The following is a 14931-nucleotide window of genomic DNA, read 5'->3' on the forward strand; positions in this document are numbered from 1 at the left end:
CCCGTCCCGTCCCGTCCCCGGGGGCTGCCGCCCCCGTACCCCCGCTTCCGGCCCCGGACGGGCCCCGTCCTCGGACGCCGGACGGGCTGGTCCTACCGCCCCGGGCGTACCGTCAGGTCGTTGACCTCCGCGTCCCTGGGCAGGTCCAGCGCCATCAGGATGGTCGTGGCGACCGATTCCGGGTCGATCCACCGGCCGGGGTCGTAGTCCTTGCCCTCCTGCTGGTGGACCTTGGCCTGCATGGGGCTCGCGGTGCGGCCGGGGTAGACCGAGGTGACGCGCACGCCGTTGCCGTGCTCCTCGTGGCGCAGGGAGTCGGCGAGGGCCTTCAGACCGTGCTTGGAGGCCGCGTACGCGGACCAGTCGGCGTGGGCGGCCAGGCCGGCGCCGGAGTTGACGAAGAGCACGTGGCCGCGGCTCGCGCGCAGCTGCGGCAGGAAGTGGCGGGTCAGCTCGGCGGGCGCGATCAGGTTGACGTCGAGCTGGTGGCGCCAGGTCTTCGGGGTCAGCTCGCCGACCGGGCCGAGGTCGACGACGCCGGCGATGTGCAGCAGGGAGTCCACCCGGTCCGGGAGCGACTGGTGGGAGAAGGCCCAGCTGAGCCGGTCGGGGTCGGCGAGGTCGCCGACGAGGGTGCGGGCGCCGGGGAACGCGGCCGCCAGTTCCTTCGCCCGGCCCGCGTCGCGCGCGTGCAGCACGAGCTGGTCCCCGCGCGCGTGCAGGCGGCGGGCGGCGGCCGCGCCGATGCCGGAGCCCGCCCCGGTGATCACATGTGTAGCCATGCCCGCCATGCTCGCACCATCACGCGGTCAGGCCGTCCCCGGGCTCTCCTCCAGGTAGGCCAGCGCGTCCGCCGGCTCCTCGGCGAAGAACACCAGTTCGGCGAGCGGGCGGGGCAGGAAGCCCTCGTCCTCCATGCGGCGGAACTGCTCCTTGAGGCCGTCGTAGAAGCCCGCCGTGTTGAGCAGGACCACCGGCTTGTCGGTGTGCCCGTGCTTCTTCAGCTCCAGGATCTCCGTCGCCTCGTCGAGGGTGCCGGTGCCGCCCACCATGATCACCACGGCGTCGGCCTTCTCCAGCAGCAGCCGCTTGCGCTCGGCGAGGTCCCTGGCGACCACCATCTCGTCGACGCCGGCGCGCGCCTTGGCCGAGAGGAACTCCACGGAGACGCCGAGGAGCCGGCCGCCCGCCTCCTCCACCCCGTCGGCGACCACCTTCATCAGACCGACGTCCGAGCCGCCCCACACCAGGGTGTGCCCGCCCTTGCCGAGCAGCCGCGCGAAGTCCCGCGCGGGGCGTGTGTAGCGGTCGTCGAGGTCGGCCGCGGAGAGGAAGACGCAGATGTTCACGGCCCCACGGTACGGGCCCGGTCGGACACCGCGGTGAGCCGCATCTTCGACTGCCGGTGCGGCAGCTCCTCCCAGTCCTCCATGAACCGCGCCGCCAGCCCGTGCCCGGCGGCCAGCTCCACCAGCGTCTCGGTCCGGTAGTAGAAGTCCTCGTGCAGCACCTGGTGCTCCTCGCCCTCCGTGCGGTCGAAGGTGAAGTCGAAGAACCCGCCGGGCGCCAGCACCCGGCCGACGTGCGCGAAGCACTCCTCGATGACGTGCCGGGGCGAGTGGGAGAACACGCTGTGCGCGTGCACGACGTCGAAGTGGCCGTCGGGCAGGAACGCGAGGGTGAGGTCGTCGGCGAGGGCCAGGTAGGGCATCTTGGCCTGGAGGCCGTCGCGTACGAGGGTGTCCTGGGCGGCGAGCAGGATGTGCGGCGAGATGTCGATGCCGTAGTAGTGACCGGGTTCCAGGTGGCCGATGAACAGACGCCCCGCGCGGAGGTTGCCGCAGCCGATCTCCAGCATCCGGTGGTGCGGCCGCAGCCCGTGCCGCAGCAGGTAGTCGAACTGCATCCGGCCGATGCGCGCCCACTGCTCGCGCGAGGGGTTGTGACCGACCGCCGCCTCGGCGCTGCGGGCCGTGTCGGAGGCCATCACCGCGCGGTAGTAGGCGATGTGGTCGCGGTGGAGCAGCCGCAGCCAGGCGTCGCGCAGCGCGCGCCGCGCGTGGGCGGGGACACGGCGCGGGTGGCGCAGGGCGTAGCGCGCCCGGTGGGCGAGGCTGCCGCGGTTCCGGCCGGTGTCCGTGGCTCCCATGGGGCCTCCTCGGGAAGAATTCCGCTCCAGCCTGCGCTGTGACGGGTGAGTCGGCCACCCGAGGAGGGCGATCATGACCACAGGCCACCGGATCACCGTCGAGCCCGCGGACCGCCGCGTGCGCGCGGTGCGCGGCGAACAGGTGCTGGCGGAGAGCGACCGGGCACTGGTGCTGCGCGAGACGGGCTGTCCCGCGCGGTACTACATCCCGCCGGAGGACGTGCGGCTCGATCTGCTGACGCCCTCCGACACGCACACGTACTGCCCCTTCAAGGGCACCGCGTCCTACTGGTCGCTGCCGGACGCGGCGGACCTGGTCTGGGCGTATCCGGAGCCGAAGCCGGACGTCGCGCGGATCAGGGACCACCTCTGTTTCCACGAGGTGGAACTGCGGTGATCGCGTGGAAGGGTTGCGATCGGCGGACGCGCCGCCCGCCTCACCGACGAACCCCGTGCGGTGCGGCAGTCTGGTGAGACATGGACAAGAACATCTCTTCGCGTGACGGCACCTCCCTCGCGTACGAGAGCGCCGGGCGCGGCTCCGCGGTCGTCCTCGTCAGCGGCGCGATGTCGACGGGGGCCACGGCGGCGCCGCTCGCGGCGCCCCTCTCGGAGCGGTTCCGGGTGGTCGTGTACGACCGCCGGGGCCGGGGCGGGAGCGGGGACACGGCACCGTACGCGGTGGAGCGCGAGGTCGAGGACCTGGCGGCGCTGATCGAGACGGTGGGCGGCGAGGCCTCGCTCCACGGCATCTCCTCCGGTGGCGCGCTGGCGCTCAGGGCGGCGGCGAGCGGGCTGCCGGTGCGCCATGTCGCCGTGTACGAGACGCCGTACGCGATGTCGGAGGACGAGCGGGCGGCGCGGGCCCGGTACACGGAGAACCTGACCCGGGCGCTGGACGAGGGGCGGCGCGGGGACGCGGTGGAGCTGTTCCTGCGGCTGACCGGGCTGGACGAGGGGGTCATCCAGGGCGCCCGGCAGTCCCCGTTGTGGGCGGGGATGGAGTCGATGGCGCAGAGCCTCGCGTACGACGACGCCGTGATGGGCGACGGCAGCGTCCCGCGCGAGCTGCTGTCGTCGATCCGTGTGCCGGTGCTGTCGATCGCGGGCGACGCGAGCCCGGCGTGGATGCGCGAGGCCGCCCGGGCGATCGCCGACGCGGTCCCCCGGGGCACGTACCGCACCCTGGGGGGTCAGACCCACATGGTGGAACCGGACGTCCTGGCGCCGGTACTGGCGGAGTTCTTCGCGCGCTGAGCCGCCCGGCGGTGGCTCCGGCTCCTCAGGCCACGTCCGCCGTCGCCCGGACCGTCGAGGCGATCGTCGCCGAGCCCACCACGCGGGTGCCGTCGTACAGCACGATCGCCTGGCCGGGGGCGACGCCGCGGACGGGCTCGGTGAAGCGCACCCGCAGTTCCCCGTCGGCGAGTTCCGCCGTCACCTCGGTCTCGTCGCCGTGGGCGCGCAGCTGGGCGGTGTAGGTGCCGGGGCCGGCCGGGGCGGCGCCGCACCAGCGGGGCCTGACCGCGGTGAGGGCGCCGACGTCGAGGGAGGCCGCGGGACCGACGGTGACGGTGTTGGTCACCGGGGAGATGTCGAGGACGTAGCGGGGCTTGCCGTCGGGGGCGGGGGTGCCGATCCGCAGGCCCTTGCGCTGGCCGATGGTGAAGCCGTACGCGCCGTCGTGGGTGCCGATCCTGGTGCCGGACTCGTCGACGATGTCGCCCTCCGCCCGGCCGAGGCGGTGGGCGAGGAAGCCCTGGGTGTCGCCGTCGGCGATGAAGCAGATGTCGTGCGAGTCGGGCTTCTTGGCGACGGCGAGTCCGCGGCGCTCCGCCTCCGCGCGGATCTCCTCCTTGGTGGTGACCGTGTCGCCGAGCGGGAACATCGCGTGGGCGAGCTGGCGGTCGTCCAGCACGCCGAGGACGTAGCTCTGGTCCTTGGCCATGTCGGAGGCGCGGTGCAGTTCGCGGGTGCCGTCCTCGCGCGTGATCACCTTGGCGTAGTGGCCGGTGCACACCGCGTCGAAGCCGAGCGCGAGCGCCTTGTCGAGCAGGGCGGCGAACTTGATCTTCTCGTTGCAGCGCAGGCACGGGTTGGGGGTGCGGCCGGCCTCGTACTCGGCGACGAAGTCCTCGACGACGTCCTCGCGGAAGCGGTCGGCGAGGTCCCACACGTAGAACGGGATGCCGATGACGTCGGCGGCGCGGCGGGCGTCGCGCGAGTCCTCGATGGTGCAACAGCCCCGCGCTCCGGTACGGAACGACTGCGGGTTCGCGGAGAGCGCGAGGTGGACGCCGGTCACGTCGTGGCCCGCTTCGGCCGCGCGGGCGGCGGCGACGGCGGAGTCGACTCCGCCGGACATGGCGGCCAGGACGCGGAGGGGGCGGGAGGGCTGCGAGGTGTCAGTCATAACCCTTCCAGGGTACGGGGGCGCGGGAACCACGGCCGCCGGGTATCCGTTCAGGATCGTGTGGGGGAGAGAAGAGCATCCGGGAACTCCGGGGACGGCGACCGGCGCATCGGTCGCCGTGCCCTGATCGTGGGCGGGGTGGCGGCCACGGCCGGCACGGCGGTGCTGGCGCGGGACGAGCTGGCGCGGCTGTGGTGGCGCATACCCGGTGTCGAGAAGCCGCGCGAGCAGGGAGCGGTCGACTACGCGGACGCCCGCTGGGTCGCGGCCTCGGACGCCAACTGGCGGCGCGCGGACCGGCCGGACGACTTCGGCATCGACATGGTGATCGTCCATGTCACCCAGGGCAGCTTCGACAGCGCGGTGCGGGCGTTCCAGGACCCGGGGCACCAGGCGGCCGCGCACTACGTCGTCGGCCAGGACGGGCGGGTGGCGCAGATGATCCGCGAGCTGGACGTGGCCTACCACGCGGGGAACCGGGACTACAACGAGCGCAGTGTCGGCATCGAGCACGAGGGGTTCGTGGACCGGCCGCAGGACCTCACGGACGAGATGTACGAGGCGTCGGCGCGGCTCACGGCGCGGATATGCGCGCGGTACGGCATCCCGGTCGACCGGGAGCACATCGTCGGCCACGTCGAGGTGCCGGGCACGGACCACACCGACCCGGGCCCGCACTGGGACTGGGACCGCTACATGCGGCTGGTCCGCCGGGCCGCCACGACGCGGCAGGCCTGATCCGGAGCCGTACGGACCGGCATCCGGCCGGTCGCGCCGCCGGCCGTCACGTCAGGCCCGCCGCCCTGGCCCGTTCCACCGCCGGGCCGATGGCCTTGGCCAGCGCCTCCACGTCGGCCTCCGTGGAGGTGTGGCCCAGGGAGAAGCGCAGGGTGCCACGGGCCAGGTCGGGGTCGGTGCCGGTGGCCAGGAGGACATGGCTGGGCTGGGCGACTCCGGCGGTGCAGGCGGATCCGGTGGAGCACTCGATGCCCTGGGCGTCGAGGAGGAGCAGCAGCGAGTCGCCCTCGCAGCCGGGGAACGTGAAGTGCGCGTTGGCCGGCAGCCGGCCCCCGGGGGCGGGGTCGCCACCGAGGATCGCGTCGGGGACGGCCGCGCGGACCGCGGCGACCAGGTCGTCGCGCAGGGCGCCGATCTCGCGGGCGAACCACTCCCGCTGCCCGGCGGCGAGCCGCCCGGCGGCCGCGAAGGAGGCGATGGCGGGCACGTCCAGGGTCCCGGAGCGCACGTGCCGCTCCTGACCGCCGCCGTGGAGTACGGGAACGGGGGTGTGCTCGCGGCCCAGGACGAGCGCGCCGATGCCGTACGGCCCGCCGATCTTGTGGCTGGACACGGTCATCGCGGCGAGCCCGGAGGCGGCGAAGTCCACGGGGACCTGACCGAGGGCCTGGACCGCGTCGGAGTGCAGGGGAACGCCGAACTCGGCGGCGGTGCGGGCGAGTTCGGCAACCGGCAGGATTGTCCCGATCTCGTTGTTGGCCCACATGACGGTGGCGAGGGCGACGTCGTCGGGGTCGCGGGCGATGGCCTCGCGCAGGGCCTCCGGGTGGACCCGGCCGTGGGAGTCGACGGGCAGGTACTCCACGGTGGCGCCCTCGTGCTCGCCGAGCCAGTGGACGGCGTCGAGGACGGCGTGGTGCTCGACGGGGCTGGCGAGGACCCGGGTGCGGGCCGGGTCCGCGTCGCGCCGGGACCAGTACAGGCCCTTCACGGCGAGGTTGTCGGCCTCGGTGCCGCCCGAGGTGAAGACCACCTCGCTGGGGCGGGCGCCGAGGGCTTCGGCGAGGGTTTCGCGGGCTTCCTCGACGGTGCGCCGGGCACGCCGGCCGGCCGCGTGGAGGGAGGAGGCGTTGCCGGTGACGCCCAGGTGCGCGGTGAGCGCCTCGACTGCCTCGGGAAGCATCGGGGTGGTCGCGGCGTGGTCGAGGTAGGCCATGGTGCGCCGATTCTACGGGGCCCGGCGCACCGGCCGGGGACCGCCCGTGAGCGGACGGCGGGGTCCGGCCGGTGCGGGACGCGATCCGGGGCGAACTGGCCCGGTTCACCGCGGAGGTCGCCGAGGCGCCGGCCGAGGACCCGCAGTCCGCGGGCTGGAGCGAGGAGGACCTGCTGATGCCGGCCCGGCTCTGTGTCGACCAGATGCTCGGCGCGGCCTCGCTGTTCCTGGAGGCACCGGCGGCCGGCCGGGAGCGGCGGGAGCGGGTGACCCGGCTGGTGCCCCGGCAGCTGCGGCTGATCGGCGTCGGCCGCCTGCACCGGCTCGACGAGCCGGCCGGGGGCACGACCGCCTCGCACGGACCGGCCGGAGGCACGCCCGCCCCATGACGACGGCCGCCCCGCGTGCGGGACGGCCGGTCGGGGTCGCGGTCCGGGCCTCCGGGCGCGTGCGACCGGTCCGGGACGGCCGCGGGCGCCGCGTCAGGCCAGGCGGGCGCGGGCGAGCTGGCGGGACTGGGCGACCAGGCGGTCGGCGCTGTCCCACACCTCGCCGTCCTCCTCCAGGAAGCCGCCGGCGAGGTTGCGGGTGGTGACCGAGACGCGCAGGGGGCCCGGCGCCGGGCGGGAGCGGACGTGGACGGTCAGCTCCACCGTGGGGACCCAGCCGGACAGGCCCAGCTCGAACGCGGTGGGCGGCAGGGCGTCCACGGCGAGGAGCAGCGCGAGCGGGTCGGGATCCCGGCCGTCGGCGAGACCGAACCACGCCCGCATCTCCCCCTTGCCGGAGGGCTGCCCGAGCGCCCATCCCAGGGTCGACGGGTCGAGCTTGAGCAGCAGGCGGTCGGTGATGGCGGAGCCGACGTCGACGGGGGCGCGTCCGTCCGCGGGGCCGAGGCACTGCTCCATGGGCGGTATCGCCGGCGGCTTGGCCGTCGTACGGACGTCGTCGGGGAGGGCGTCCAGATCGCCGTAGGAGGCGAGGACGCGTATGCGCTCGGTCTCCCGGCCCTCGTCGTCGAGCTGGTACAGGGACGCCTGGCCGGTCGACAGGGTCCGCCCGGTGCGCACGACCTCGGTGCGGACGACCGCCGGGCCGGGCTGGGAGGCGGTCAGGTAGTGCGCGGAGACGGTGAACGGGTCGGAGTGCGGCAGGGCGTCCGCGAGCGCGCGGCCCAGGACGGCCAGCAGGTAACCGCCGTTGACGGCGTTCATGATCGTCCAGCCGGTGGAGAGGTCGATGTCGTAGACGCCGGGCTCGCGCGGGGTGACCGCGGTGTCGCGGTCGAACTCACTGGCGCCGAGGGCGGCCGGGGCGGCGGGCCGGGCGGAGGCTGCTTCTGGCATGACCGAACAGTACAAGAACGAAATACTAAGCGGTAGCTTTCCAGAGCGGGACGGCTCGGACGGCGCGGACGGCCACGGAGACGGCGCGGACGGCGCGGACGGCCACGGAGACTGCGCGGACGGCAGCGGGCACGGCGCGGAGACTGCGCGGACGGCAGCGGGCACGGCGCGGGTGGCGCTACTCCTCCCGGACCGTGGAACGCCGGTGCCACGCGCGGGGCGCCCGCCAGTGGTGGCGCATCGCCAGCAGCCGCAGCACGAAGGCCGTGATCACGGCGAGTCCGCTGGTCAGCGGCGTCAGGGCGTCGAGACGGATGCACAGCGCGACCATGGTGGCGCCGACGATGGCGGGGACCGCGTAGAGGTCGCGGTCCCAGCGCAGCAGCGAGGGCACCTCGTTGGCGAGCACGTCGCGCAGCACGCCGCCGCCCACCGCGGTGGCCAGTCCCAGGCAGGCGGAGGCGGTCAGGCCGAGCCCGTAGTCGTGCGCCTTGATGGTGCCGACCACGCAGAAGAGTCCGAGGCCGGCCGCGTCGAAGACGTTCACGCCGTTCTGGATGCGCTCCACGTGCGGATGGAGGAAGAACACCAGGGCCGTGGCGAGCAGGGGGGTGACGAAGTACCCCAGGTCCGTGAAGGCCGCGGGCGGTACCGCGCCGATCACCAGGTCGCGGAAGAGTCCTCCGCCCAGGGCGGTGACCTCGGCGAGCACGGCGATGCCGAAGACGTCGAAGTTCTTGCGGACGGCCAGCAGGGCGCCGGAGATCGCGAAGACGAAGATGCCGATCAGGTCGAGCACGTGCAGGACGGACGGACTGAACAGTTGCTGGAGCACCCTTACATTCTCACCCAGCAAGAACCCCCCGCCTTGCAAAGCAAGGCGAGGGGTGATGAGGACTTGCTGTCCTCGGACCGCTCAGCGGAACCGCCCGGAGGCCCGAGCGGTACGGCGGCCCGTCAGGCGCTCCCGCCCGAGTCCTTGCCGGACGCATCCGGCGCCGCGGCGCCGGGGTCCTTCGCGGCGGCGCCGGCCGTCCGGTCGCCCGGGGCCTCGGCCACTGTCGGCACCTTCTCCTTGACCACCGCGGCGTCCGGCTTGGTCGTCGAGTCGGCCGGCAGGAGCGCGGCGGGAACCTCCGCCTCGCCCTCGGTCCGCTCGGCCACCACGCCTTCGCCCTCCGTGACGGCCTCGATGCCCGTGGGCCGGGTCCGCGCCAGCGTTCCCGACTGGATCTCCTCGGCGAAGTGGCAGGCCACCCGGTGACCGCTGCCGACGTCCCGCAGCTCAGGGCGTTCGGTCGAGCACCGCTCGGCCTGGGCCCAGGGGCAGCGGGTGTGGAAGCGGCAGCCGGCCGGCGGGTTCGCCGGGGAGGGCAGGTCGCCGGTGAGCAGGATGCGCTCGCGGCGGTCCTCCACCTCCGGGTCCGGCACCGGCACGGCCGACATCAGGGCCTTGGTGTACGGGTGCTTCGGCTCGGCGTACAGCGCGTCGCTCGGCGCCTCCTCGACCAGCGAGCCCAGGTACATCACGCCGATGGTGTCGGAGATGTGCCGGACCACCGCGAGGTCGTGCGCGATCACCAGGTAGGTCAGGCCGAGCTCCTCCTGGAGCTCCTCCAGCAGGTTGATGACCTGCGCCTGGATCGACACGTCGAGCGCGGAGACCGGCTCGTCGCAGATGATCACGTCCGGTTCGAGGACGAGCGCGCGGGCGATGCCGATGCGCTGGCGCTGGCCGCCGGAGAACTCGTGCGGGTAGCGGGAGAGCGCGTTGGAGGGCAGGCCGACCCGCTCCAGGATCGCCTTGATCTTCTCCCGCCGCTCCTCCTGGTCCTTGCCGATGCCGTGGGCGACCATGCCCTCGGAGAGGATCGACTCGATGTTCTGCCGCGGGTTGAGCGAGCCCAGCGGGTCCTGGAAGACCATCTGGAGCCGGCGCCGGAAGCGGCGCATCTCGTCACCGGGCAGCTTCGCCAGGTCGGTGCCGTCCAGGACGACCGAGCCCTCGGTGATGTCGACCAGCCGCAGCACGGACCGCCCCAGGGTGGTCTTGCCGCAGCCGGACTCGCCGACCAGACCGTAGGTCTCGCCGGCCTCGACCTTCAGGGACACCCCGTCCACGGCGTAGACGTGGCCGACCGTGCGGTCGAAGAAGACGCCCTTCCTGATCGGGAAATGGACCTTGACGCCGTCCAGTTCGAGCAGGCTCATGCGGGGACCTCCTCGGCCTTGACGCCGTCGACGAGTACGGGGTTGACGCACCGCACCTGGTGACCGGCCGCGCGGGGCTCGGTGAGCTGCGGGGTGCCGGTCAGGCAGCCCATCTCGTACCGGTCGCAGCGGGGCGCGAAGGCGCAGCCGTCGGCCCAGGCGATGCGGTCGTTGATGGAGCCCCGGATGGGCTTGAGGGACTCGCCCCGGGGCGCGTCCAGACGCGGGATGGAACCCAGCAGGCCGTGCGCGTAGGGGTGGGTGGGGTGGGCGAACAGCTCGCGGCGGCCCGCGGACTCCACGACCTTGCCCGCGTAGAGCACGTTGACCTGGTCGCAGAGACCGGCGACCACGCCGAGGTCGTGGGTGATCATCAGCAGGGCGGTGCCCTCCTGGTCCACGAGTTCCTTGAGCAGCTCCAGGATCTGCGCCTGGATCGTCACGTCGAGGGCCGTGGTCGGCTCGTCGGCGATGAGCAGGCTCGGGGCGCAGGCCACCGCCATGGCGATCAGCGCGCGCTGGCGCATGCCGCCGGAGAGCTGGTGCGGGTACTCCTTGAGCCGCCGGGCCGGGTCGGGGATGCCGACCCGGTCCAGCAGGTGGGCGGCCTCCTTGCGGGCGGCCTCGCCCTTCATCCCGCGGTGGCGCTCCAGGATCTCGGTGACCTGCACGCCGACCGGCACGACCGGGTTGAGGGAGGACAGCGGGTCCTGGAAGATCATCGCCATCCTGCTGCCGCGCAGGTCGCGGCGGGCGGACGCGCTCATGGTGAACAGGTCCTTGCCGTCGAATTCGGCACGGCCGCCGACCTTGACGCCCTTGTGGGGCAGCAGGCCCATCAGGGCCAGCGAGGTGACGGACTTCCCGCAGCCGGACTCGCCGACCAGGCCCACGACCTGGCCCTGGTCGACCTCGAAGGAGACGCCGTCGACCGCCCGGGACTCCTTGCGGCCGCGGCCGCCGAAGGTGACGGTCAGTTCGTCGACAGTGAGCAGAGACATGGTGGTTCAGCCCCTCAGCTTCGGATCGAGGGCTTCCCGCATGGCCTCGCCGAGGAGGGTGAAGCCGAGGGCGGTGATGATGATGCCGACGGCGGGGTAGACCGCCATCATCGGCGCGTTGTCGAAGAAGCGCTGCGCCTGGGCGAGCATGACGCCCCACTCGGGAATCGCCGGGTCGGGATTGCCCAGGCCCAGGTAGGACAGGGCGGCCGCCTCGATGATCGCGGTGGCCAGGGAGAGCGTGGCCTGCACGATCACCGGGCTGAGCGAGTTGGGGATGATCTGCGAGACCACGATGCGCCGCTTGCGCACGCCCAGGGACTTGGCCGCGAGCACGTAGTCCGCGCCGCCCTGCGCCAGCATGGCGCCGCGCAGCAGCCGTGCGAAGACCGGTACCTGGACCACACCGACGGCGATCATCACGGTGGTCAGCGACTGGCCCATGACGGCGGCCACGGACACCGCCAGCAGCAGCGAGGGCAGCGCCAGCATCATGTCGATGAAGCGCATGATGAACGAGTCGACGCGTCGGCCGGCCTCGCCGCCGAGGGTGGCGAAGGCTCCGGAGACGCCGCCGATCAGGAAGCCGGCGACCAGACCGATCAGCGTGGAGACGACGCCCACGAGGAGCGTCTGGCGGGCGCCGACCAGCATGCGGGAGAACATGTCCCGGCCGAGGTGGTCGAGCCCGAACCAGTTCTCGCCGCGCGGGCCGACGAACTCGCCCCGGTTGGGGAAGACCTCGCCGCGCCAGGTCTGGGCGGTCGGGGTGAACGGCGTGAGGTAGGGACCGACGATCGCGATGGCGACGAACAGGGCGATGATGGCCGCGCCGATGATCGCCATCTTGCTGCGCTTGAGGCGGCGGAAGGCCTCCCGCCACAGGCTGGCGCCGGTGCTGGTCTCCTTGACCGCGGTCAGTTCGGCGAGGCGCTGGATCTTGTCTGTCTTGGTGGCGACGCTCACGTCAGTGCACCCGCACTCTCGGGTCGATGAGGCTGTACGCCAGGTCCACCAGCAGGTTGATCAGGACGTACACCATCGCGATGAACATGATGAACCCGACGAGCACGGGGTAGTCGCGGGCGTCGATCGCGGTCCGGATGAAGGAGCCGATGCCCCCGAAGGAGAACACGGACTCGGTCAGGACGGCGCCGGACAGCAGCGAGCCCGTGAGCAGGCCGACCGCGGTCACCACGGGGAGCATCGCGTTGCGCAGCACGTGCCGGCTGCGGACGACGCTCCGCTTGAGGCCCTTGGCCTCGGCGGTGCGGACGTAGTCCTCGTCCTGCACCTCCAGGACGCTGGCGCGGGTCATGCGCACGATGACCGCGAGGGGGATGGAGGCCAGGGCGACGGAGGGCAGGATCAGGTGCATGATCGCGTCCCAGGAGGCGTCGAGCTCCCCGGTGAGGATGCCGTCCAGGACGGCGAATCCGGTCACGCTGGTGGCGTCGATGCCGGTGTCCTGGCGTCCGTAGCTGGGGAAGATGCCGAGCTCGACGGCGAAGACGCCCTTGAGGATCAGGGCGAGGAAGAAGACCGGGATGCAGATGCCGATGAGCGAGCCGGAGACCGCGGTGACGTCGAGCCAGCCGCCGCGGTTGCGGGCGGCGAAGTAGCCGAGCGGGACGCCGACGGCCACGGCGATGACGATCGCGAGGAGGGACAGCTCCACGGTCGCGGGGAAGCGCAGGACGAACTCGTCCCACACCGGCTGTCCGGTCTGGGTGGAGGTGCCCAGGTCGAGCTCGACGATGCGCTTGAGGAAGCGCCAGTACTGGACGTAGACGGGCTGGTCCAGTCCGAGCGCACGGTTGATGCGCGCCACTTCGGCCTCGGTGGCCTTTTCCCCCAGGATCGCTGAGGCGGGTCCGCCGGGCAGCCGGTCGAGCCAGAGGAAGAGCAGTACCGACAGGCCGAGCAGCGTGGGTATGAGCTGGAGCAGTCTTCGTACGACGAGACGCAGCACCCCGCATGCCCCTTTCTTACGTGGTGTCTTACATGAATGGACCCGCCCGGCCGCCGGGTTGCGACGGCCGGGCGGACCCCCCCGTTCGGTTTTCTGCCGCGTGCGCGCTTACTTGAAGGAGGTCTCGGCGAAGACTTCCTGGGTCAGCGGGGAGACGTTCGGCGGGTTCACGTTCTTGGCGAAGGCGATGGCCGGCGGGGAGGACGAGATCGGGACACCCGGCAGGTAGTCCATGATGGCCTCGTTGGCCTTCTCGTAGGCGGCGACGCGCTCCTCGACCTTGCCCAGCTTCGAGCCGGCGTTCACGGCGTCGAAGACCTTCTTGTCCTTGAAGCCCCACTGCTTGTCGTACCCGGCGAACCAGGTGCCGATGAAGTTGTAGCCGTCGTTGAAGTCACCGGTCCAGCCGAGCATGTGCAGGGCGCAGGAGCCCGCCTCGGTGGCGTCGATGTAGTCCGGGGCCCACTTCATGGCCTTGGGCTTGACCTTGATGCCGGACTTCTCGAGGTCGGCCTTCATCAGCTCGAACAGGTCCTGCGGGGCAGGCATGTACGGGCGGGTGACCTCGGTCGGGTAGCAGAACTCGATCTCGAGCTTCTCCGCGCCGGCCTTCTTCAGCAGGCCCTTGGCCTTCGCGACGTCGTACGGGTACTTCGTGACGTTCTTGGAGTAGCCGGCGACCGTGTCGGGCATGAACTGGTCCGCGACCTTGCCGCCCTCGGGCAGCTGGGTCTTGACCAGGTTCTCCCGGTCGATGGAGTGCGCGATGGCCTGGCGGACTTCCTTCTTCTTCAGGGCCTTGTTGGCCCCCTGGCTCATGCCCACGTAGAAGAGGTTGAAGACGCCGCGGGTCGGGACGACGTAGCCCTGGTCCTCGAGGGTCTTGACGTCGGCCGGGGCGACGAGGTCGTAGCCGTCGATGTCACCGGCCTGGAGCGCCTGGCGGCGGCCCTCCTCGGTGTCGATGGTGCGGAAGACGAGGTTCTTGATCTTCGCCTTGTCGCCCCAGTAGTCGTCGAAGCGCTGGAGGGAGACTTCCTTGTTTCCCTTGTTCCACTTGACGATCTTGTACGGGCCGGTGCCGGCGACCGTGCCGGCCTCCTGGCTGTACTTGGGGTACGTGATCGCATCGCCCTTGGCGGACGCGTCCTGCTTCTCGTACTCCTCGAGGGCCTTCGGCGAGTGGATCGCCAGGGCCTGGAGGGAGAAGCCGCCGGGGAGGTTCGCGGAGGGCTTCTTGACCTCGATGACGGCGGTGTTCTCGTCCTTCGCGGTGCAGGACTTGTAGTTCGCCTCGGGCGTCTCCTTGTCCTCGTTCTTCGCGAAGCCGCCCATGATGGTCTGCCAGTAGTACGAGACCGCGCTGGACTGGTAGGTGCCCGTCCAGTTGAACCAGTGGTCGTAGTTGGCGCAGACGGCCGCGGCGTTGAACGCCTCGCCGTCGTGGAACTTCACGCCCTTGCGGAGGTTGAAGGTCCAGACGGTGCCCTTGTCGTTGCTCGACCAGGTCTCGGCGAGGCCGCCGACCAGCTTGGTGCCGCCGGACTCGTGCTCGAGCAGGGCCTCGAACGCCTGACGCGTCACACGGAAGGTTTCACCGTCGCTGGCGAGGGCAGGGTCCAGTGAACCCGGGTCACCTGCACCGGCGAAGACGAAGGTGTCCTTGGCGCCGTCGCCGTCGCTCTTGTTGTCCCGCTCGCTGGAGCAGCCCGTGGCGATCAGACCGACCGCCACCGCGGCCGTGATCGCCCGAGCGGCTCGGGACTTGAGTATGCGCATATTGGGGCCACTCCGGGTCCGCTATGTGGATGCATCTTGACCGGCCGAACACTACAGACGTTCGCAGTGAGTCAGGAACAGTCCGGATAACGGTGATACCTACCTG

General features: G+C 71.9%; 15 protein-coding genes and 1 pseudogene. 4 read left to right on the plus strand and 12 right to left on the minus strand.

The window, feature by feature from the left end; translation table 11 throughout:
* Positions 1–92: 92 nt before the first annotated feature.
* From ACF07S_RS20800 to ACF07S_RS20810, 3 genes are read right to left on the minus strand one after another with little or no spacing between them, the layout of a single operon-like run.
* Positions 93–791: an SDR family oxidoreductase gene (locus ACF07S_RS20800; protein WP_391965379.1), complete on the minus strand. Its 699-nt coding sequence runs from the start codon at positions 789–791 to the stop codon at positions 93–95.
* A gap of 18 nt (positions 792–809) precedes the next feature.
* On the minus strand, positions 810–1349 hold the full coding sequence (locus ACF07S_RS20805; RefSeq protein ID WP_391965378.1) for a TIGR00730 family Rossman fold protein: 540 nt from the start codon (positions 1347–1349) through the stop codon (positions 810–812).
* A complete protein-coding gene (locus ACF07S_RS20810; RefSeq protein WP_391965377.1) occupies positions 1346–2149 on the minus strand; it encodes a class I SAM-dependent methyltransferase in 804 nt (267 codons plus the stop codon). Before ACF07S_RS20810 ends, ACF07S_RS20805 begins: the two co-directional genes overlap by 4 nt.
* 73 nt (positions 2150–2222) lie before the next feature.
* Here ACF07S_RS20810 and ACF07S_RS20815 point away from each other — a divergent pair, with 73 nt between their 5' ends.
* Positions 2223–2546 carry a DUF427 domain-containing protein gene (locus ACF07S_RS20815; RefSeq protein WP_391965376.1) on the plus strand — a complete coding sequence of 108 codons (324 nt, stop codon included), beginning with the start codon at positions 2223–2225 and terminating at the stop codon, positions 2544–2546.
* An 80-nt stretch (positions 2547–2626) separates the two neighbouring features.
* On the plus strand, positions 2627–3406 hold the full coding sequence (locus ACF07S_RS20820; RefSeq protein ID WP_391965375.1) for an alpha/beta fold hydrolase: 780 nt from the start codon (positions 2627–2629) through the stop codon (positions 3404–3406).
* Between the two features lie 25 nt (positions 3407–3431).
* On the opposite strand, the gene mnmA is transcribed toward ACF07S_RS20820, so the two are convergent.
* A complete protein-coding gene (gene mnmA / locus ACF07S_RS20825) occupies positions 3432–4562 on the minus strand; it encodes a tRNA 2-thiouridine(34) synthase MnmA (RefSeq protein ID WP_391974757.1) in 1131 nt (376 codons plus the stop codon).
* Positions 4563–4622: 60 nt separating this feature from the next.
* Here mnmA and ACF07S_RS20830 point away from each other — a divergent pair, with 60 nt between their 5' ends.
* Complete coding sequence (locus ACF07S_RS20830; RefSeq protein ID WP_391965373.1) at positions 4623–5300, plus strand: N-acetylmuramoyl-L-alanine amidase; 678 nt, start codon at positions 4623–4625, stop codon at positions 5298–5300.
* Positions 5301–5346: 46 nt separating this feature from the next.
* Here ACF07S_RS20830 and ACF07S_RS20835 read toward each other — a convergent pair whose 3' ends face one another.
* Positions 5347–6516 (minus strand): cysteine desulfurase family protein, encoded by a 1170-nt coding sequence (locus ACF07S_RS20835; RefSeq protein ID WP_391965372.1) that lies wholly within the window; start codon positions 6514–6516, stop codon positions 5347–5349.
* A gap of 21 nt (positions 6517–6537) precedes the next feature.
* On the opposite strand from ACF07S_RS20835, the pseudogene ACF07S_RS20840 reads away from it, so the two are divergent.
* Positions 6538–6905 (plus strand): annotated as a pseudogene (locus ACF07S_RS20840) (hypothetical protein); the annotation flags it as partial.
* Positions 6906–6998: 93 nt separating this feature from the next.
* Here the strand turns inward: ACF07S_RS20840 and ACF07S_RS20845 are convergent.
* The 7 genes from ACF07S_RS20845 to ACF07S_RS20875 form a co-directional block, all read right to left on the minus strand.
* Entirely contained in the window at positions 6999–7862 is an 864-nt protein-coding gene (locus tag ACF07S_RS20845; RefSeq protein ID WP_391974758.1) for a thioesterase family protein, read from the minus strand.
* A 178-nt stretch (positions 7863–8040) separates the two neighbouring features.
* Positions 8041–8697, minus strand: coding sequence for a trimeric intracellular cation channel family protein (locus ACF07S_RS20850; RefSeq protein ID WP_391974759.1), 657 nt, complete (start codon positions 8695–8697; stop codon positions 8041–8043).
* Positions 8698–8819: 122 nt separating this feature from the next.
* Positions 8820–10073, minus strand: a complete 1254-nt coding sequence (locus ACF07S_RS20855) for an ABC transporter ATP-binding protein (RefSeq protein WP_391965368.1) — start codon at positions 10071–10073, stop codon at positions 8820–8822.
* On the minus strand, positions 10070–11074 hold the full coding sequence (locus ACF07S_RS20860; protein WP_391965367.1) for an ABC transporter ATP-binding protein: 1005 nt from the start codon (positions 11072–11074) through the stop codon (positions 10070–10072). Before ACF07S_RS20860 ends, ACF07S_RS20855 begins: the two co-directional genes overlap by 4 nt.
* Before the next feature lie 6 nt (positions 11075–11080).
* Positions 11081–12040: an ABC transporter permease gene (locus ACF07S_RS20865; RefSeq protein ID WP_391965366.1), complete on the minus strand. Its 960-nt coding sequence runs from the start codon at positions 12038–12040 to the stop codon at positions 11081–11083.
* A 1-nt stretch (position 12041) separates the two neighbouring features.
* Positions 12042–13046 carry an ABC transporter permease gene (locus tag ACF07S_RS20870; RefSeq protein WP_391965365.1) on the minus strand — a complete coding sequence of 335 codons (1005 nt, stop codon included), beginning with the start codon at positions 13044–13046 and terminating at the stop codon, positions 12042–12044.
* Between the two features lie 108 nt (positions 13047–13154).
* Positions 13155–14825, minus strand: a complete 1671-nt coding sequence (locus tag ACF07S_RS20875; RefSeq protein ID WP_391965364.1) for an ABC transporter substrate-binding protein — start codon at positions 14823–14825, stop codon at positions 13155–13157.
* Between the last annotated feature and the right edge of the window lie 106 nt (positions 14826–14931).

Origin of the sequence: Streptomyces sp. NPDC016640, assembly GCF_043076215.1 — a bacterium.
Classification (GTDB): Bacteria; Actinomycetota; Actinomycetes; order Streptomycetales; family Streptomycetaceae; genus Streptomyces.

Coding starts and splice junctions, on each gene's coding strand:
- ACF07S_RS20800 (WP_391965379.1), bottom strand. CDS start 791: ATGGCGGGCATGGCTACACATGTGATCACCGGGGCGGGCTCCGGCATC.
- ACF07S_RS20810 (WP_391965377.1), bottom strand. CDS start 2,149: ATGGGAGCCACGGACACCGGCCGGAACCGCGGCAGCCTCGCCCACCGG.
- ACF07S_RS20815 (WP_391965376.1), top strand. CDS start 2,223: ATGACCACAGGCCACCGGATCACCGTCGAGCCCGCGGACCGCCGCGTG.
- ACF07S_RS20820 (WP_391965375.1), top strand. CDS start 2,627: ATGGACAAGAACATCTCTTCGCGTGACGGCACCTCCCTCGCGTACGAG.
- mnmA (WP_391974757.1), bottom strand. CDS start 4,562: ATGACTGACACCTCGCAGCCCTCCCGCCCCCTCCGCGTCCTGGCCGCC.
- ACF07S_RS20835 (WP_391965372.1), bottom strand. CDS start 6,516: ATGGCCTACCTCGACCACGCCGCGACCACCCCGATGCTTCCCGAGGCA.
- ACF07S_RS20845 (WP_391974758.1), bottom strand. CDS start 7,862: ATGCCAGAAGCAGCCTCCGCCCGGCCCGCCGCCCCGGCCGCCCTCGGC.
- ACF07S_RS20855 (WP_391965368.1), bottom strand. CDS start 10,073: ATGAGCCTGCTCGAACTGGACGGCGTCAAGGTCCATTTCCCGATCAGG.
- ACF07S_RS20860 (WP_391965367.1), bottom strand. CDS start 11,074: ATGTCTCTGCTCACTGTCGACGAACTGACCGTCACCTTCGGCGGCCGC.
- ACF07S_RS20875 (WP_391965364.1), bottom strand. CDS start 14,825: ATGCGCATACTCAAGTCCCGAGCCGCTCGGGCGATCACGGCCGCGGTG.